We start from the raw sequence: 19387 nt of genomic DNA, 5'->3' as shown, positions 1-19387 counted from the left end.
TCCTTTTATCAGAACAATGAAAATGATAAAAAACCTCAATGCTCTAAACATTGAGGTTTTTTTGTGATATTTAGCAATGACATAAAGTGCATGGCATGGTGTTTTTAACAGATAAGATCGAGTTCCCAAATCCAAATAGGGCCGACTCCGATGGCCTGTTGGCTATTGGTGGTGACCTGTCGGTGCAGCGATTGCTTTTAGCCTACAAAAACGGAATTTTCCCCTGGTTCAATGATGATAATGACTTGATCTTATGGTGGTCGCCAAATCCGAGATTTATTCTGTTTCCACAGCGCTTAAAAGTCTCTAAAAGTATGGTTCAAATACTTCGAAATAAAGATTTTACGGTGACGGTCAACAAGGATTTTGAAGCTGTTATTTCAGAATGTTCCATAGCCAAACGAGAAGGGCAGGCGGGCACTTGGATTACGAATGAAATGATCAAAGCCTATACCAATTTACATCGTTTGGGCTATGCAATTTCGGTTGAGGTTTGGCAGAAGGATATTTTGGTGGGTGGTCTGTATGGCATTGATCTGGGCAATGGTGTGTTTTGTGGTGAGAGCATGTTTACTAAAGTAAGCAATGCAAGCAAAGTGGCCTTCATCACCTTTCTTCAAAACACAAACTATAAACTAATCGATTGTCAGGTGTATACCAAACATCTGGCGAGTTTGGGTGCTGAAGAGATAGAACGGAGTGAGTTTTTGGAGTATTTGAAAGAGGGTTAGGTTTTAAAGTTTATGATTTCGAGTTCCAAATTCCAATTTTCAAATTCCAATTTTGCGTCAAATTAAAAACGCTAATTTTTTAGTTTTTTGTAAAACCCTAATGGTTATTTCACAAAAGACACAAAGAAATCTCAAAAAACACAAAGGAGAATTTTGACAAAGATCTTTGTGAAACGCCTTTTTTTATTCAGCAGTCAGCAGTCAGCAGTCAGCAGTCAGCAGTCAGCAGTCAGTCCGCAGTCTTCAGTCTCGCGTCTGTCAGTGAACATCCCTGATTAGAGTTGACCGTTATTAATTAATTTTCATTATCAAAAATAGTTATCAATTTTCTTTGTTGAGGCCTCAACAAAGAAAATTGATTTATGAACTTCTCAGGGCTCATTCTATCATTGTTATTATGTAATCTTTTACTGTTATAATTCTTGACCGCTTTTGTCACCATCCTTTTTAATTGATTAAATGTTTGCGGTTTCCAGTGATCAAGATATTCTTCTTTTATGGTCCTGTTGATACGTTCTGCATAAGCATTGTCGTGGGCTGAGAGTGCCATACTTATTTGGCTCCCTTTTTCTCTTAAAAGGTTTATGTATCCCTTGTAAGTGTATTGGCTCCCCCGATCGCTATGGTGCACCAAAGGAGCCTTATTTTCTTTTAAAGCCATCGTCAATGCATCCATACTTGCCTTTGCCCTCATATTATCGGAGACTTTATATCCTACGATCTTTTTGGTGTAAACATCTATTATAAAAACTGCATAATAATGCTTGTTGCCAATAGGGATGTAAGTAATATCGGACTGCCACACCATTGATGGCCGGTCAACCTCCATTCCCTTTATAAGGTTAGGATAATAGATCTTTGAAGCGATAGTTGTTCTTTTATAGTTCTTTTTGCGCTTCAAACGATATCCCAGTTCCATCATAAGTTCTATAAACCTATCCCTACCTATAAAGTCAGGCTTAAGTGTATAGTACATTTTCTCAACCCCACAACCAGGGTGATCTTCCCTGAGCTCATCAGCTTCGAGAATCATCTGTCCCACCTTTTTGTCAAAGATCCTTTGCCTTGCATCGTACTGGGTCACAGCTTGTTTGCTGATACCAATGGTGGTGTATAATTTGTTCATTGAAAAACTCATTTTTTCTTTGTTTTTCCTGAACCAGTTGATTGTGGGGTGCCGAAGTTTTTTTTGATGTCGATGTCAAGTTCTTCCTTGGCGATCTCCATCATCTTCTCCAAATAATCGATCATTATCTGCTTGCGTCCCACAACACTCTCAAGCTCCTTGACACGGGCTTCGAGCTCTTTCATCTTTTGGCTGCTGCTGTCTTTCATTTCTATAATTCTAAACCCCTTTTCGTTAAAGGTAGAGAATTTATAGATCCAACGATAAATTGTCGGATTTCTAATCCCGTGCAGCTTCTCTAATTGGAGTACGCTAAACTTCCCACTCTCAAAATCTGCAACAATCCTTTTTTTAAACTCTTCTGAGTATTTACGCTGCTTGCGGATACTCCGTACATTTGCTTTCATAGTTTTCCACTCTTTAAGTGGTCAACCTATATCAGGGACGTACACAGATCACAAATCAACAATCACAAATCAACAATCAGCAATCAGCAGTCAGTCCGCAGTCAGTCCGCAGTCTTTAGTCTCGCGTCTGTCAGATCACAAATCGACAATCACAAATCAACAATCAGCAGTCAGTCCGCAGTCTTCAGTCTCGCGTCTGTCAGATCACAAATCAACAATCACAAATCAACAATCAGCAATCAGCAGTCAGTCCGCAGTCAGTCCGCAGTCTTCAGTCTCGCGTCTGTCAGATCACAAATCAACAATCACAAATCAACAATCAGCAGTCAGTCCGCAGTCTTCAGTCTCGCGTCTGTCAGATCACAAATCAACAATCACAAATCAACAATCACAATTCAATAATCGTTAATCTATAGTTGTTAATCAAAAACCATCTTCGGCATTATTGAATCTCCTCATATCTAAAACAATCCATCTCATGATCATTCACCATTCCTACAGCTTGCATATAGGCATACATCACGGTAGAACCCACAAACTTAAAGCCCCGTCTTTTTAGATCCTTACTAATGGTATCACTTTGGGCTGTAGTTGGAGGTGCTTCTTTATAGTTCTCGACTTTGTTTTTGATGGGCTTACCATCTACAAACCCCCAAATATACTTGGAAAAAGAACCAAATTCTTCCTGTATTTTCATAAAGGCCTTTGCGTTGGTAACCGTAGCGTGTACTTTCAGCTTGTTTCTGATAATACCCGCATCCTGAAGCAGACTGTCAATCTTTTCCTGTTTGTACTGTGCTATCTTCTTATAGTCAAATCCATCAAAAGCAACTCTAAAATTCTCACGCTTGCGTAAGATCGTAATCCAGCTCAATCCAGCCTGGAAGGTTTCCAGAACTAAGAATTCAAAAAGCGTGTCGTCGTCTTTTACCGGAACGCCCCATTCCAAATCGTGATACTGTTGGTAAAGCGCATCACCCATGCACCAACCACATCTTTGTTTTTCCATTTTAACGATCATTTGAATTGAAATACTAATGTAACAAGGGTTACCTAATAATACATAAAATAGGGTTAAATTTGCAAAAAATATATTTATGGATACAATCACACACAACGAAATAAAAATAATAATTGAAGAAAGCTTGAACAACAGTATGTCATATAATGAGTACAGGTTGTTGATGGCGAAATTGGTTAAAAACCAATCCACAACGGGATTGGACAAAAGTGTAGATATGGTTGCCTACACCGTTTTAAATGAACAGCGTATGAAGCGATGGGACAAAACGATAAAGGTTTCAGCAGAAGCTCAAGAAAAAATAGCATCCTTTAAAAGAGAGGTTACCTGGTTGGTCCTTACTGAAAGCTGGTGTGGCGATGCAGCACACGTGAATCCCGTAATCAACAAGGTGGCGGAATTAAGCCCTAACATCGATTTGAAATTTGTGTTACGTGACGAAAATGATGCACTTATGCAACAATTCCTGACCAATGGCGGAAAATCAATTCCTAAGTTGATTATGTTTGACCGTACTTCTGGAGAAGTGCTTGGAACCTTTGGTCCGAGACCTGCAGCGGCGACGCAATTGGTTAGGGATTACCTAGCTGAACACGGTATGATTACTGAGGAATTTAAGGAGATCTTGCAAGGATGGTACAATAAGGATAAAGGCCAAAGTACAATTTCAGATTTGTTGAATATTTTGGAGCTATCCTAAGAGATACCGTTGATAAGTATGAAAAGTGACTGCTATTTTGTTATCGCCTAAATGGGGTCAGAATGATCTTAAAATATTAAAAGGGAGGGGCTAATTTAAGTTCTTCCCTTTAAAATGATAGGTGATAGATCCAATCTGTTTGGGATTGGAAGCGTCAGGGCTAAAGCGTGCCTCATTGGCATATTGCAGCGCGCTCTCAATCAAACAGGCATTTTTTGAAGTGGAAGAGGTGTTGACATAAGCATCAATGACTTCACCCAGATTATTTACGGTAATATTGATCACTATTTTGCCGCTTTCCTCACAAAGATACACTGGTGGCGGTAAGTATTTATCCTTTCTATTCACTAGACTATAAGAAACACTGCTATTGGTGTTTAAGGAAGAATTATTGGCTAGGTTATTGGAGGAATTGTTACCGTTAGATATAGAAGATTGACGTTTTTCGGCAGATCGCATCGCAATGACGTTGTTGATCTTGCTGTAGGATGACAGCTCGTTTTCATTGAGTGAATAATCTTCAGCCGTAGGGTTGTTTGCTATATCTGTAACTTCTTCTGGAATGTCAGTGTCCTCCGTTTCTGTTTTTTTTGCATTCTGATCAAAATCGTCTGAATTGACGGTTTTGAAATTCTTCATCATCTCCTTAAACTCGTTAGCTGAGTTGTAGGCTTTATTGGTTTCAGAAATATTGGGATCGTTCAATGCCATTTCCTCAAGCAGTTGCTGTTCTTCTGGGGTAAGAGGTGGGGGCAATTCATAATAGCTCTCTGCCATCGCTTTGGTTTGCTGTTTAATACCAATGGCAAACATAGCAAGCACTAGTGTGCCGCTGATTAAAGCGGTAATGATTAAAGCCTTATGTTTATCTAAAAATTCCAAAAACTTGTTTTTTTATTGATTTCCAATTGTACTGTGAATGAATATATACGTCAAATTAAGGAAAAAAGTTTTAAAACACCATAAATTCGAGAAAAACAGATACGCTTGAAAGCTTTTCTTCCTGTTTATGGCCGAAGCGTTTTCTGTTAAAATCGAGACCAATCAACCACGAATTCCTAAAATTACTGTCGAAAGTTCTGTAGCCAACGCCGACTTTGTATATGGTCCCTTCTTCAAAATTTTTTCCGGCCTTAATGAGTTTTCCATAACCGCCACGTATAAAAAGAACATCGTCAAAATCAAGAATATTATAGTTAAACCCTAAATGCAAGGGTAAAAAGTTGAAACCTTGACGTAGATAATGATCATATTCAATATTAAGATCGATACTTGAACGACTGTCAAATTGATAGCCTAAAGAATTATTGATGAACAAACCATTCACCTCAATAAATGTGTGTCCTTCATTATTTCCAATAGTGTACTCTTCATTATTGGTCAGGGTTGCTGCCACTGAAATTTTATAATAAAGTCCATTGGATTTGATGTCTTCCTGCGCAGATAGATTTATCAGGGAACAGAAGAACATACAACTTAGTACAAGTGTTTTCATTAAGCGGTATTAGGTGCTGATACCTTATCAAAAACTATTCCGAAGGAAGGTTTTTGATGAACTCTTCAATGCCTACCGCATTCTTAACCTCAAAATCACCAATTTTAGTTCTTCGCAATACTGATAGATGTGCACCAGAATTAAGAGCTTTTCCAAAATCGTTGGCCAATGATCTTATATAGGTGCCTTTGCTGCATACCACTCTAAAATTGACTTCTAAGTTATTGATATGTGTGATTTCAAATTCTGAAATATGGACTTGTCTTGAAGGAATATCGACCGATTCTCCTGCGCGTGCAAATTCATACAGTCGCTTGCCATCTTTTTTGAGTGCTGAAAACACTGGAGGATGTTGAGCAATCTCACCAATAAATTGTTTGGTGGCCTTACGGATCAATTCCTCTGTTAAATGTTCTGTAGGGTAAGTTTGATCGATTTCTGTTTCCAAATCGTAAGAAGAGGTTGTGCTTCCTAAAACGAAAGTTCCGGTGTATTCTTTGATTTGAGCTTGAAAACTATCTATGTTTTTGGTCATTTTTCCGGTACAGATCACCAGTAAGCCTGTAGCCAAAGGGTCTAGCGTTCCGGCATGACCTACTTTTATTTTTTTAATTTTGAAGGCACGACGTATTTCCCAACGCAATTTGTTCACCACTTGAAATGAGGTCCAATGCAAAGGTTTGTCGATTAAAAGAACTTGACCAGAAAGATAATCGTCGGCTGAAAGCATTAGATGGTTGTTAGACTATAAATGAAATAATGAATGATTAAAAGCGCAACACCTAAAAAGATTCGGTAGTAACCAAATATTTTAAAACCATGTTTGCTTAGGTATTCGATAAAGGATTTAATAGCAATAAAAGCCACAATAAATGCAATGATATTACCAATAATAAGATAGTTGACCTGGTCGCTGCTCAATTCAAACCCTGCTTTAAAATAGTCGTATGTTTTTTTTGCAGTTGCACCAAACATCGTCGGTACTGCAAGGAAAAATGAGAATTCGGCAGCTGTTTTACGATTTAACTTTTGAGTCATCCCACCAACAATGGAAGCACCACTTCTTGAAGTCCCTGGAATCATCGCCAAACATTGAAAGAATCCAATCTTTAGTGCGGTGGCATAACTCACTTTGGTATGCGCGTCCGGATTGGCTTCGTCAAACTCTTCATTCGATTTAAACCAGTCATCGACTTTTAATAAGATAAAACCACCTATAATTAATGAAATGGCAACGGTGACGGGACTTTCTAATAGATCATCAATGATATCACTTAAAAGTAAACCTAAGATCACTGCGGGAAGTAGCGCGACAATCAGTTTGAAGTAAAAATCCAAACTTTGAAAAAAGCGTTTCCAATATAAAGCGACAACGGCCAAAATAGCACCCAATTGGATAACGATGGTGAACAGTTTTGTGAAATCATCGGATGCAATTTTCATAAACGAAGAGGCGATGATCATGTGGCCTGTTGAAGAAACTGGTAAGTATTCAGTTAGGCCTTCAATAATGGCTAAAATAATGGCGTCGAGTAAATTCATAAGGTAATTAATTATCAAGATTCAAATTCCAAGAATGACAGAATGAGTGAAATTGGAAATTGCCAGTCTGAATGTTGCGCAGGAATTTTTAAGTTTTGGAGTTTTTGTTTTTGCTCGGATCCAACAAAATGGCATAGACTTGAATACCAAAACCAATGAGTACTAAGGTAGGTGCTAAGCGGATGCGTCTCCAATTAAAAATTTCGGGATTGAAAACATTGGGGTCGTCACTGCCCCCACCGGACATTAGTATAAAACCCAATGCGATAACACCCAAGCCAATGAGCATAAACTTGTAATTTCTTTTGCCGAAAATAAAATTGCTGTTGGCGCTTTCTCTGCGTTTTTTCTCTCCCATGACGATTACAATATTATTAGGTTGCAAATTAACGGATTTATTTAAACCTTTTCGTTAATAGTATCTAAATAGTTGGGGCTTATTGACGATTTGGAAAGTGTTACAGAATTTAAGAAAGATTGACACAGCGTATTCTACTTAAAATTTTGTTCACTCTTATCGCTGAAACTCTCTTTGTTTTATTTGGCAAACGTTTATGATTCCAATCATTCAAAAGTATGCATCAATAATACAGCGCGTCCGTCTTCAAGTTCAGGAAGCGTTGCGTGGCTATAAACGTGCTGATCCATGTAATGAGGATTCCTAAAAGGAAAATGGCCAAAAACAGTCCACCAATCAAAATCGGGTTAGATAGCAGTTGTAATTCCATAAACGTTTCATTGAGATAATACAGCACGATGCCCATGCCAATTAAGGCTATAATGGCTCCAATAATGCCCAATTGTACGCTTTTATAAATGAAAGGTCTACGGATAAAGGCCTTGGTTGCCCCCACCATCTGCATTGTTTTGATGATAAATCGTTTGGAGTACACCGCCAATCGGATAGAACTATTGATCAATAGAACCGCAATCAAGGTGAAAATACCACTGATGATTAAGACCCAAAAGGTAATTTTCTTGACGTTATCATTCATCAATTCCACCAAATCATTATCATAGCGGATTTCTTCAATAAACTTTTTCGTAGCCAATTCTTCAGTAATGGAGGCCAGCGTTTCTGTAGTTACAAAATCGGCTTTCAAATGCACATCAATGGAGTTTTGAAGCGGATTGTAGCCCACAAAATCCATAAAATCCTCACCGGTTTCTGCTTTCATCGATTCGGCAGCCGCTTCTTTGGAGACGTATTCCGTGCTTTTGGTGTATTCTGCCATGGCTAGACTCTTTTCAAGCTGCTTGACTTCAACTTCTTTAGCAGAATCGTTTAAATAGATGGTCACGACCACCTGTTCTTTAAAATGGTCGGCAACTTTTTTGGCGTTTAATACCAAAAGCCCTAGGCAGCCCAATAAGAAAAGGACCAAAGCAATACTGATAACCACAGAAAAGTAAGACGAAATTAATTTTCGTTTTTGATATCTGTCAAAAGATGAACTCATAGAATTTTAGTTGAAGCTGTAAAAATATGAAACAAATCTAATCTGTTAAGGTTTACAACGTTTAAACTTTCAACATTGTTATAATAAGTTTAAATTTGCGGTCTGAATAATGTTCGCAGTCCCGATAGTTATCGGAAGCAGAGTCGCCAAGTTTCATTCTAAATATAAGCTGCGCGGTTTTGCGTCTCTGCGAGAGATCAACGATACGAAGATTTATGACTTATAATTTTAACGAGATAGAAAAAAAGTGGCAAGACTTTTGGGCGAAAAGCCAAACTTTCAAGGCCAAAAATGATAGCGAAAAACCAAAATACTATGTTTTGGACATGTTTCCTTACCCAAGTGGTGCAGGACTCCATGTGGGACATCCCCTAGGCTATATTGCCAGCGATATTTATTCCCGTTACAAACGTCACAAAGGGTTTAATGTGTTGCATCCTCAAGGTTATGACAGTTTTGGATTGCCTGCAGAGCAATATGCCATTCAAACCGGACAACATCCAGCACTAACTACGGAAGAAAATATCAAAACCTATCGCCGTCAGTTGGATCAGATTGGATTCTCGTTTGACTGGAGCAGGGAAGTGCGGACTTCTGATCCGTCGTATTATAAATGGACGCAGTGGATTTTCATCCAATTGTTTGACTCTTGGTATAATAACACATCCAATAAGGCCGAATCGATCGATACATTGATTTCAATTTTTGCTTCTGAAGGAAATGCCAATGTCGATGCGGTTTGCGATGATCATATCGAATCGTTTTCAGCATCGGAATGGGCTGCTTTTTCATCAGAAAAGAAACAGGAAATTCTTTTAAAATACAGACTGACCTATTTGGCAGAAACCGAAGTCAATTGGTGCCCTGCTTTGGGAACCGTGTTGGCCAATGACGAAATTGTCAATGGCGTGTCAGAACGAGGCGGACATATGGTAGTTAGGAAGAAAATGACCCAGTGGAGCATGCGGATTTCTGCCTATGCCGAACGCCTGCTTCATGGTTTAAATGATATTGATTGGACAGAGTCATTAAAGGAAAGCCAGCGCAACTGGATTGGGAAATCGATTGGCGCACAAGTGGAGTTCAAAGTTCAGAATTCGGAGTTCAAGATTCCTGTATTTACAACTAGACCTGATACCATTTTTGGTGTGAGTTTTATGACCTTGGCTCCGGAACATGATCTTGTAGAAAACATTGTAACGGACGCGCAGAAATTGGAAGTTGAAGCTTATATAAAAACGACCGCCAAACGAAGCGAGCGCGACCGTATGTCAGATGTCAAGACCATCACGGGTGTTTTTACCGGAGCTTATGCCGAACATCCATTCTCAAAAGAGCCCATTCCCATTTGGATTGGCGATTATGTATTGGCGGGCTACGGAACCGGTGCAGTGATGTCCGTACCTTGTGGTGATCAGCGTGATTATGACTTTGCAAAACATTTCAACATTCCAATTCCTAATATTTTCGAGGGGATTGATATTTCCGAAGAAGCGTATGCATCAAAAGACAATGTGGTCATTTCAAATTCTGACTTTTTAAACGGCTTGTCCTATAAAGAAGCCACCAAAAAGGCTATTTCAGAACTTGAGAAATTAGGTCAAGGTGAAGGGAAAATCAACTACCGATTGCGTGATGCGGTGTTCTCCCGTCAGCGCTATTGGGGTGAACCTTTTCCTGTGTATTACGTGGATGGCCTGCCACAAATGATCGATAAACAATATTTGCCGATCCGTTTGCCAGAAGTCGAAAAATATTTACCAACCGAAACTGGTGAACCGCCTTTGGGGCGCGCCGATGTTTGGGCTTGGGACACTCAAAAAGGTGAGGTTGTCAAAAATGAAAACATTGATAATGAAACTGTGTTTCCACTCGAGTTGAACACCATGCCGGGTTGGGCGGGTAGCTCGTGGTATTTCTTCAGATATATGGATGCCCAGAATGATGAGGTTTTTGCCGGTGAAGAAGCTTTAGAGTATTGGAAAGACGTCGATTTGTACATTGGCGGAAGCGAACACGCCACAGGCCATTTGCTCTACTCCCGTTTTTGGGTCAAGTTTATGAAAGATAGAGGTTTTGTCAGTATTGAAGAGCCTTTTAAAAAGCTGATCAATCAAGGGATGATCTTGGGGACGAGTGCTTTGGTTTATAGAGTCGTGGCCAATAGTGAGTCTGAAGAAACTGAGAGGGTCTATACCGATTTTTTTGTTTCAAGAAAATATTCTGAATTAATTCTTTCTGATTCTGAAGTTGCTAAGAAATTGAAACAACGAATTAGAGATTATTACATTATTGAGAAGAATAATGAAAATTTTTCTAAGCCATTCACTATAGAAATTTCACCGCTACATGTAAAAGTAGACTATGTCAACCCTTCAGATGAATTAAATATCGACGACTTAAAAAATGATAAAGAATTTGGTAAGGATTTTAGGGATGCCATTTTTATAGGAGAAAATGGACATGTTATTGAAGGAGACAATGACACTTATAAAGTTGGACATGAAGTCGAAAAAATGTCAAAATCTAAATACAACGTCGTCAATCCAGACGCGATATGTGAACAATACGGTGCCGATAGTCTTCGTATGTACGAAATGTTCCTCGGTCCATTGGAACAAGCCAAACCTTGGAATACCGCTGGAATTTCTGGCGTCAATGGGTTTCTTAAGAAACTATGGAAATTATATATGGGCGACAATGGCTTAAAGGTTACCGAAGTTGAACCGACCGCAGAATCTTTAAAAACCCTTCACAAAACCATTAAGAAGGTAGAAGAGGATATCGAAAGCTTCTCCTTCAATACTTCAGTCTCCACATTTATGATTGCAGTGAACGAATTGACGGCTCAAAAATGTGCCAGTAAGGAAATCTTGGAGCCTCTTTTAATTTTATTGTCACCTTATGCGCCACATATTGCCGAAGAATTGTGGAATCAGTTAGGACATGATGAATCCATTTCTACTGCACCATTTCCGATATTTGATGCAAAGCATTTGGTAGAAAGCACTAAGAAATATCCAATTTCATTTAATGGGAAAGTAAAATTCACATTGGAATTGCCAATGGATATGACTAAAGAAGACATTGAAAAAGAAGTGATGACACACGAAAAAACCTTGGCACAATTGGAAGGACGAACACCTAAAAAAGTGATTGTGGTCCCTGGAAAGATTGTGAATATTGTTGGATAGAAAATCAGGAGAACCCACTCCATCATGGTCGCAGATTCTGCCGAAATAATGTAGGAGTTTTTATTTTAGAAGAGGGAGAGTTTAAAGATAGCTGGGGCTTATTCTGTCATTATAGTTATTTTTAAGTGGAACGAAGCCACGGAGATATCTGAGGAACTGACAAAATTTCCTAATGTCAAATTGGCTTACTTTTTGCTATATTTAGTACAAATTAAAAATATAAATTAATATGGGAGGAATAGGCATGGGCTATTGGATTTTGATTGGTGGTATCGCGCTAGTAAGCTGGCTGGTAAGCAATCAATTAAAACAAAAATTTAAAAAGTACTCGCAAATCCATTTAAGAAATGGCATGAGCGGAAAGGAAATTGCTGAGAAAATGTTGGCCGACAATGGCATTACTGATGTGGAAGTTATTTCCGTAAAAGGACAATTGACTGACCATTACAATCCAGCAAATAAAACGGTTAATTTAAGTGAATCTGTATACTCACAACGCAATGCCGCTGCTGCCGCCGTTGCTGCCCACGAATGTGGTCATGCGGTGCAACATGCACAAGCGTATAGTGCCTTGAAAATGCGTTCGGCATTGGTGCCAGTGGTGAGTGTAACATCAGGAATGTCGCAATGGTTGGTCATTGGTGGTTTAATTCTTGGTGCCGCTGCCGGTGCTGGATTTGGCTATTATATTGCTATCGCCGGGTTGGTGTTCATGGGATTTGCCACACTATTTAGCTTTATCACTTTGCCAGTGGAATATGATGCCAGTAATAGAGCTTTGGCTTGGTTAAAAGGAAAAAACATGCTGACTCCGGAAGAATACAAAGGGTCGGAAGATGCGTTGAAGTGGGCTGCAAGAACTTATCTGGTAGCTGCCATCGGTGCCTTGGCTTCGTTGTTATACTGGGCAATGCAAGTTTTTGGCGGAAGAGATTAAGTCATAGACACAGCTCAATATATAAAAACCGAATTTACCTTAATCAGGTGAAATTCGGTTTTTTTTGTATTTGACTTTATAACGAGTGGATTTATTTCACATACTCAAGATCATTAAAAGAACCCTTCATCGTTATGGAAATAGTGCCATCAGTTGTAGATGCTACAATATTGAACTCCCCGGAGATTACACTTTTTTGTGAATTTGATGGGTGTTCTCGGTTGTTGGTGATTTTTAAGGTGCCGCTTTGTGAAAAATACTGCGCTGATGGTTCGTTATTTTTAATCTCCACATAAGTTATAGACTTATCCGAATCAACATCTCCCATTTGTTTCACAGTACCTTTGTCGAAGCCTCCGGAACTGTTTAGGAATAGAGTAATCTGTTTGCCGTTTTTATCGGCCATTGTAATTCTTAGGGTGTTGCCATTGGAACCCTTTACCGCTTCATAAGCCCCAAGTTTGAAACTGTAATTGGAAAATGTGCCACCGCTGATTGTGGCGTTGAATCCAGGGCCTTCAATAGGATCATTATTGGAATCATCACTGCTACATGACAACATGATCATTGAAAAAAATAGAATGCAAAAAAAGTTTCGATTTTTCATAATATAGGTTTTAAGTTGACAAAAACATTGTCGCTTAATAATAAGGACAAGGTTTTCTTTAGGTTGATTTGGGTGATTTCAAAAGCTTCAGTGCTTGATAATCAGGGCTAAAGTAGGAAATTTTCTTAAAACTTTAACAAATGGTCAATTTTTTTATTTTTCCAGAATGAGCTGGAGATATTAAATCAGCGCTTTACTCCATTATCATATTTTACCTGCTAATGGATTGACATGCTATCGATTGATTCGAAATTTCATCTAATTTTATTCAAAACACTATGGAGAAGACTATTTTAATCTTTGAAGAAATGGCTTATACTATGTCATGATGTTGTTTGGTATTTAATTTTTCTTATTTTTATCCTCTAACTTAACATACCAAATTTATGGAACAACCTACTGAAAGTCCTTTTGATAGTTTTGATGCTAAACTACTGGTGCACACCTCTGATGCAGAGCGTGTTGATTTTTACAAGAAAACCTATGGACACGTTGCCGGCGGCGTTCTGGTCTTTATCATTTTTGAATATTTATTATTGCAGAGTGAAACCATTGTCAATTTTGCCTTGTCCATGACCCAAGGTTACAAATGGCTGATCATGTTGGGTGGTTTTATGTTCATTACCAACTATGCGGAACGAATGACCATGAAATCCCCCGATAAGAATAAGCAGTACTTGGCCTTTGGTCTGTATATCCTGGCGCAGGCGTTTATTTTTGTGCCTTTAATTTATATAGCGGCTTATTATATGGATTCTGGTCCTGAGATTTTAAACCAGGCGGCAATTGTCACGTTGGCCTTGTTCACGGGATTATCTGCCGTGGTGTTTTTAACCAAAAAGGATTTCTCATTTCTTAGAACGGGGTTAACAGTCGGATTTTTCATCGCCCTTGGATTGATTGTTGCCGGAATATTATTCGGGTTTAACCTGGGCCTATGGTTTTCAGTGGGCATGTGCCTTCTGGCCGGTGGCTCAATCTTGTACCAAACATCCAACTTAGTGAACAAATATTCGACTGATGATTATATACCTGCGGCACTGGGATTGTTCGCCTCCTTAATGCTATTGTTCTGGTACGTGCTTCAGATCTTTATGTCTCGCGATTGACATCACCAAATGATATGAAAAACTCCTGAAATTATCAGGAGTTTTTTGTTTTTATGATATTGTTAAACTTCAATCTGTCTGTCAATCTGTTGATTTAAGGAGATAAAGGTCTCTGTTCGGGATACACCGGAGATGGATTGGATTTCCTTGTTGAGCAAATGCATCAAATGCTCATTGTCCTTACAGAGAATTTTTATAAAAATACTCCAATTTCCCGTAGTGTAATGGCATTCCAATACTTCGGGGATTTTTTGGAGCTGCTTGACCGCTTCTGGATTGCTCATGGCCTTGTCCAAGTAAATGCCAACAAAAGCCATGGTGGTATAGCCCAAAACCTTCGGATTAATGATGAATTTTGATCCTGCTATCAAACCTGACTTCTCTAATTTCCTCAACCGTTGATGAATGGCAGCTCCTGAAATGCCCACACTTCTGGCAATTTCCAGAATGGGCGTTCTGGCATCGGCCATTAGCGCACGGAGTATCTTTTTGTCGATACCATCAATTTGTATATTTTGATTGACTATTTTCATATTCACTTCCCGCGAAAACGGGAATCTCATAGATTTATATATTGATTTTTAATATCGGACTATCAATTTTCAACATCAAACTTTTACGCTTCGTTGTTGTGCGGCATAGGGCTTTATTCTGTTCCTTCAGATTTTTTCGTTTTTTGGAATTTCAAATTTCAAATTTGACCCTACACATTCAATGGATTATAGCCCAAATAAGGTACTTCTTTTTCAGTAAAGATAATGTCAAATTCCTCCAATTCTTTTAAAATTGGTCCGTAGACCTCTTTTGTTATCGGAATTTGGACGCCAGGCGTCGTTATTTTCTCATTTAAAATAGCCAAAGTTGCAATAGCTACCGGGAGGCCGACCGTTTTTGCCATGGCCGTATAAGTTTGGTCTTCGCCCAGAGTAACCATAGTGGACTCAATCTGGTGCATTTTACCATTCAGTTTATAACCAAATTTGTGGTACATGACAATCATGTCTTTCTCATGTTCTTCAAGCATCCAACTGTCCATTAGTATTTTTTGAAGTATTTCGGCTGGTGTGGCTCTTTTGAGGCCTACCATTTTTTTACTGTTGAAAAGATCCAATTCCTCGAGCTTTTCCCAAACAATATCATCCTGGTCAATTTTAAGTGATAATCTGAATTTCAGTTCTACCGAATCGGTATGGCTATAGGGTAAAAACGCATTTACGAAATCACGATAACTCATGTTTTCACTGTCGTCAATAGTATAACTATCATCGGTCATCCCCAATTGAACAAAGATATTCCACGCCCTACTAAAGCCAACCCTACGCATGGTTCCTCGATACAGTGTTTTGATTTCATCTAAGCCGTAAACGCTTTGGTATTTGAGCGAATCTCTATTGGCATAAGCTTCAAAACGTCCGTAACCATCCACTTCCAAAAATTCTGTTCTTCTGAATAATCGGTGGTAAGGAATGTATTTATAGTTGCCTTCCTGAATGAATTTTGCGGCACTTCCTTGACCAGCAACTACCACATTTCTTGGGTTCCAGGTAAACTTATAATTCCACAGGTTGTTATCGCTTTCTGGAGCGACCAATCCGCCAGCAAACGATTCAAACAATACCATCTTTCCTCCTTTAGCCCTGATACTGTCAATAACTTTCATGGCACTCATATGGTCAATGCCCGGGTCCACACCAATTTCGTTCATAAAGACCAAACCTTTGTTTTTCGCTGCAGTATCAAGGTCTTCCATCTCTTTACTGACATATGAGGCAGTGACCATATTCTTACCAAGTGTGATACAGTCTCTGGCCACCTCAATATGATAACGGGCCGGAAGCATGGACACCACAATATCGGCATTTTCAATGGCCTCCTTACGGGAATGATGATTGAATACATCCAAGGTGATAGCATGTCCATTCTCATGGTCATTGATCAGTTTTTGGGCATTTCGAATGTCAATATCCCCAACAATAATATGTAAATCCTCTTCCGTTGATTTGTCCAATAAATATTTAATTAAATAAGATGAAGATTTTCCTGAACCTATGACTAGAATCTTTCGCATAATGGGAATTGTTGAGTAATTTTGTTCGTTGCAAACACGAATTTACTAAATAACTATCGGTTATTGAAGTCAAAAATATAAATATAATGAATAGAACAATTTTGATTACAGCAGCAATATTTGGAATTGTTGCCATTGCACTAGGAGCTTTTGCCGCCCATGGTTTAAAGGAGGTACTCTCTACTGAGGCACTGCAGACCTTTGAGACAGGGGTTCGGTATCAAATGTACCATGCCATCATGTTGTTGTTTGTTGGTGGTACATCATTTTTAAACGCAAAATCGAAGAACATTATTTTTTATTTGGTCCTTATAGGAGTCGTGTTTTTTTCGGGTTCCATCTATGGTCTGTCAACCATGGATGTAACAGGGATCAATTTTAAAAGTGTCGGCTTTATAACCCCGATAGGCGGATTGCTGCTCATTAGTGCCTGGGCGTTAATGTTGCTGAATTTTTTAAAACTAAAGCGGGATAATTCCTAAAAATAGGTGCCTACTTTAAAATAATGTTTAATTTTGCACAACAAACAACACAATATTATTATGGCCAATTACACCCAAACTACGAAATCGATTTCGTTAGATGAGTACGGCATTAAAAATGCCGAAGTATATTACCAACTTCCACCAGAAAAGCTTCATGATATTGCAATTGCCAAAGGACAAGGCGTAGAAGCATCTTCTGGCGCTCTGGCAGTTAACACTGGAGAGTTCACTGGACGATCGCCTTTGGACAGGTTCATTGTTAAAGATGATGTTACCAAGGATCGAGTTTGGTGGGGAAATGTCAACATTCCATTTGATCCCAACGATTTTCAAAAGTTATATGATAAAGTAACCCATTATCTTTCTGGAAAAGAGGTTTTCGTAAGAGACAGTTATGCTTGTGCCGATGAAAATTACAAGTTGAATATTAGGGTGATTACTGAATATGCCTGGAGCAATCAATTTGCCTACAATATGTTTTTGAGGCCGACGGAAGAGGAGTTAAAGGACTTTTCTCCTGAATGGACCATAGTTAATGCGCCAGGTTTTATGGCCGATCCAGCAGTCGATGCGACCCGCCAGCATAACTTTGCCATTTTGGATTTTACCAGAAAAATTGCGCTTATTGGTGGAACAGGGTATACAGGAGAAATTAAGAAAGGTATCTTTTCTGCCCTAAACTTTATTTTACCAGTATTTAAGGAGACTTTGCCTATGCACTGTAGCGCCAACATTGGTAAGGATGGTGATACAGCTATATTCTTCGGATTGTCAGGAACAGGGAAAACCACTTTATCTGCAGATCCTGAAAGACGCTTGATAGGAGATGACGAACACGGTTGGACCAAAGAAAATACCGTATTTAATTTTGAAGGCGGCTGTTATGCGAAAGTCATTAATCTTTGTGAAGAAAATGAGCCTGATATTTTTAAAGCGATTAAAAAAGGTGCTATTCTGGAGAATGTTATTCTGGATGCCAGCGGAAAGGTTGATTTCAATGATATTTCCATCACGCCAAATACGCGTGTGAGCTATCCCATTGATCATATTGACAATATCGCCGTGCCTTCAATTGGGAAAAACCCAAAAAATATATTCTTTTTGACCGCAGATGCCTTTGGCGTCTTGCCTCCAATCTCCAAACTGACACCTAGTCAGGCGGCCTATCATTTTATCTCTGGCTATACGGCCAAAGTTGCCGGTACCGAAGCTGGCGTTGTCGAGCCTGTACCAAATTTCTCAGCGTGTTTTGGTGCACCGTTTATGCCTTTGCATCCTGCAAAGTATGCCGAGATGTTGAGTGACAAAATGAAGGAGACCGGCGTGAGCGTATGGTTGGTTAATACAGGTTGGACCGGTGGTCCATATGGTGTTGGTACCAGAATGAAATTGAAATATACCAGAGCGATGATCAACGCGGTATTGAATGGCGATTTGGGTCTTTATGATTACGACCATTATCATATCCATTCCGTATTTGGCGTAGCGCAACCAAGATCCTGCCCGGGTGTGCCTACTGAGGTACTAAGCCCAAGAACAACTTGGAACAATGATGAAGCTTATTATACAATGGCCTTTAAACTGACCAATGCCTTTAGAGAAAACTTTAAGAAATTTGAAAGTTTTGCGAGTGAGGAAATCAGAAGAGGCGGGCCTCAACGTTATGCGTTCTAATTTAAAGCCGCAATAAAATAAAAAGGCGATTCAGAATACTGAATCGCCTTTTTTAGTTTTTAAAAAATCGAAATTCTATTTTTTATTCACTTTTTCGATATACTTCTCCAAAGCCATGGTCATTGATGGCGTTTCGGGAGTAGGCGCTAAAATATCGACTCTTAAACCGTGATCTTCAACAGCTTTTGCCGTTGTATTTCCAAAAACTGCAATTCGGGTATCGTTTTGCTTAAAGTCTGGGAAATTATGGAATAAGGATTCAATACCTGAGGGGCTGAAAAACACTAAAATATCATAGAAAACGTCGGCAAGATCGGATAGATCGCTTATCACTGTTTTGTAAAAAATTGCCTCCTTCCACTTAATATTTAAACTATTCAAGAGTTCAGGGACTTCATCCTTCAGTTTATCGGTAGTTGGCAATAAGAAGGTCTCATCCTTGTATTTCTTGATCAAAGGTGAAAGGTCTTCGAAATTACGTTTTCCAACATAAATTCTTCGTTTTCTGTACACTACATATTTTTGAAGATAGAAAGCTACGGCTTCGCTTTGACAAAAATATTTTAAAGTATCAGGCACTTTATAGCGCATCTCATCTGCCACTCTAAAAAAATGATCTACAGAATTTCTGCTGGTCAAAATAATAGCGGAATATTGATTCAAATCAACTTTTTGCTGTCTTACATCTTTCGCAGCAACACCTTCAACATGGATAAATGGTCGGAAGTCGATTTTGACTTTTTGTTTTTCCTGGAGATCAAAATAAGGCGAATTTTCGATTTTAGGTTCGGGCTGTGACACTAAAATTGTTTTCACTTTCATAGGCTTGCG

General features: G+C 38.9%; 20 protein-coding genes. 7 read left to right on the top strand and 13 right to left on the bottom strand.

What is annotated here, in order from left to right:
• The first annotated feature begins 95 nt into the window (after window positions 1–95).
• Window positions 96–731 (top strand): leucyl/phenylalanyl-tRNA--protein transferase, encoded by a 636-nt coding sequence (aat, locus tag G6N06_RS12490; RefSeq protein WP_163517077.1) that lies wholly within the window; start codon window positions 96–98, stop codon window positions 729–731.
• 295 nt (window positions 732–1026) lie between these two features.
• On the opposite strand, the gene G6N06_RS12485 is transcribed toward aat, so the two are convergent.
• The 3 genes from G6N06_RS12485 to G6N06_RS12475 all read right to left on the bottom strand — a co-directional run bounded on the left by G6N06_RS12485 (window position 1027) and on the right by G6N06_RS12475 (window position 3273).
• Window positions 1027–1857: an IS3 family transposase gene (locus G6N06_RS12485; protein WP_205334770.1), complete on the bottom strand. Its 831-nt coding sequence runs from the start codon at window positions 1855–1857 to the stop codon at window positions 1027–1029.
• A gap of 8 nt (window positions 1858–1865) precedes the next feature.
• On the bottom strand, window positions 1866–2264 hold the full coding sequence (locus G6N06_RS12480; protein ID WP_163517075.1) for a transposase: 399 nt from the start codon (window positions 2262–2264) through the stop codon (window positions 1866–1868).
• A 442-nt stretch (window positions 2265–2706) separates the two neighbouring features.
• Window positions 2707–3273, bottom strand: a complete 567-nt coding sequence (locus G6N06_RS12475) for a DNA-3-methyladenine glycosylase I (protein ID WP_163517074.1) — start codon at window positions 3271–3273, stop codon at window positions 2707–2709.
• A gap of 88 nt (window positions 3274–3361) precedes the next feature.
• Here G6N06_RS12475 and G6N06_RS12470 point away from each other — a divergent pair, with 88 nt between their 5' ends.
• On the top strand, window positions 3362–3985 hold the full coding sequence (locus G6N06_RS12470; RefSeq protein WP_163517073.1) for a thioredoxin family protein: 624 nt from the start codon (window positions 3362–3364) through the stop codon (window positions 3983–3985).
• A 90-nt stretch (window positions 3986–4075) separates the two neighbouring features.
• Here the strand turns inward: G6N06_RS12470 and G6N06_RS12465 are convergent, their stop codons facing one another.
• The 6 genes from G6N06_RS12465 to G6N06_RS12440 all read right to left on the bottom strand — a co-directional run bounded on the left by G6N06_RS12465 (window position 4076) and on the right by G6N06_RS12440 (window position 8482).
• A complete protein-coding gene (locus tag G6N06_RS12465; RefSeq protein WP_240338059.1) occupies window positions 4076–4867 on the bottom strand; it encodes an energy transducer TonB family protein in 792 nt (263 codons plus the stop codon).
• Between the two features lie 70 nt (window positions 4868–4937).
• Complete coding sequence (locus G6N06_RS12460) at window positions 4938–5480, bottom strand: hypothetical protein (RefSeq protein ID WP_163517072.1); 543 nt, start codon at window positions 5478–5480, stop codon at window positions 4938–4940.
• Window positions 5481–5514: 34 nt separating this feature from the next.
• Window positions 5515–6210 (bottom strand): tRNA pseudouridine(55) synthase TruB, encoded by a 696-nt coding sequence (gene truB, locus G6N06_RS12455; protein WP_163517071.1) that lies wholly within the window; start codon window positions 6208–6210, stop codon window positions 5515–5517.
• On the bottom strand, window positions 6210–7022 hold the full coding sequence (locus G6N06_RS12450; protein WP_163517070.1) for an undecaprenyl-diphosphate phosphatase: 813 nt from the start codon (window positions 7020–7022) through the stop codon (window positions 6210–6212). Before G6N06_RS12450 ends, truB begins: the two co-directional genes overlap by 1 nt.
• Before the next feature lie 88 nt (window positions 7023–7110).
• Window positions 7111–7380: a DUF3098 domain-containing protein gene (locus G6N06_RS12445; RefSeq protein WP_163517122.1), complete on the bottom strand. Its 270-nt coding sequence runs from the start codon at window positions 7378–7380 to the stop codon at window positions 7111–7113.
• Between the two features lie 223 nt (window positions 7381–7603).
• A complete protein-coding gene (locus G6N06_RS12440) occupies window positions 7604–8482 on the bottom strand; it encodes a cell division protein FtsX (protein ID WP_163517069.1) in 879 nt (292 codons plus the stop codon).
• Window positions 8483–8697: 215 nt separating this feature from the next.
• Here G6N06_RS12440 and G6N06_RS12435 point away from each other — a divergent pair, with 215 nt between their 5' ends.
• Both G6N06_RS12435 and G6N06_RS12430 read left to right on the top strand, forming a co-directional pair.
• Entirely contained in the window at window positions 8698–11676 is a 2979-nt protein-coding gene (locus G6N06_RS12435) for a leucine--tRNA ligase (RefSeq protein WP_163517068.1), read from the top strand.
• A gap of 229 nt (window positions 11677–11905) precedes the next feature.
• The gene (locus tag G6N06_RS12430; RefSeq protein ID WP_240338058.1) at window positions 11906–12613 is read left to right on the top strand and encodes a zinc metallopeptidase; all 708 of its coding nucleotides are present in this window, start codon (window positions 11906–11908) and stop codon (window positions 12611–12613) included.
• A 91-nt stretch (window positions 12614–12704) separates the two neighbouring features.
• Here the strand turns inward: G6N06_RS12430 and G6N06_RS12425 are convergent, their stop codons facing one another.
• Window positions 12705–13220 carry a hypothetical protein gene (locus tag G6N06_RS12425; RefSeq protein ID WP_163517067.1) on the bottom strand — a complete coding sequence of 172 codons (516 nt, stop codon included), beginning with the start codon at window positions 13218–13220 and terminating at the stop codon, window positions 12705–12707.
• A 386-nt stretch (window positions 13221–13606) separates the two neighbouring features.
• On the opposite strand from G6N06_RS12425, the gene G6N06_RS12420 reads away from it, so the two are divergent.
• Window positions 13607–14329, top strand: a complete 723-nt coding sequence (locus G6N06_RS12420) for a Bax inhibitor-1/YccA family protein (RefSeq protein WP_163517066.1) — start codon at window positions 13607–13609, stop codon at window positions 14327–14329.
• A 62-nt stretch (window positions 14330–14391) separates the two neighbouring features.
• Here G6N06_RS12420 and G6N06_RS12415 read toward each other — a convergent pair whose 3' ends face one another.
• Entirely contained in the window at window positions 14392–14862 is a 471-nt protein-coding gene (locus G6N06_RS12415; RefSeq protein WP_163517120.1) for an Lrp/AsnC ligand binding domain-containing protein, read from the bottom strand.
• 170 nt (window positions 14863–15032) lie between these two features.
• A complete protein-coding gene (locus G6N06_RS12410) occupies window positions 15033–16397 on the bottom strand; it encodes a saccharopine dehydrogenase family protein (RefSeq protein WP_163517065.1) in 1365 nt (454 codons plus the stop codon).
• A gap of 86 nt (window positions 16398–16483) precedes the next feature.
• Here G6N06_RS12410 and G6N06_RS12405 point away from each other — a divergent pair, with 86 nt between their 5' ends.
• Complete coding sequence (locus tag G6N06_RS12405; RefSeq protein WP_163517064.1) at window positions 16484–16879, top strand: DUF423 domain-containing protein; 396 nt, start codon at window positions 16484–16486, stop codon at window positions 16877–16879.
• Window positions 16880–16939: 60 nt separating this feature from the next.
• Window positions 16940–18556 (top strand): phosphoenolpyruvate carboxykinase (ATP), encoded by a 1617-nt coding sequence (pckA, locus tag G6N06_RS12400; protein ID WP_163517119.1) that lies wholly within the window; start codon window positions 16940–16942, stop codon window positions 18554–18556.
• Between the two features lie 75 nt (window positions 18557–18631).
• On the opposite strand, the gene G6N06_RS12395 is transcribed toward pckA, so the two are convergent.
• Window positions 18632–19378, bottom strand: a complete 747-nt coding sequence (locus G6N06_RS12395; protein ID WP_163517063.1) for a uroporphyrinogen-III synthase — start codon at window positions 19376–19378, stop codon at window positions 18632–18634.
• Window positions 19379–19387: the final 9 nt, after the last annotated feature.

The sequence above is a fragment of the Gelidibacter japonicus genome (genome assembly GCF_010725055.1).
GTDB lineage: Bacteria > Bacteroidota > Bacteroidia > Flavobacteriales > Flavobacteriaceae > Gelidibacter > Gelidibacter japonicus.
The sequence above is the reverse complement of the archived record's forward strand: the minus strand, read 5'-3'. Positions and strand labels throughout refer to the sequence as shown.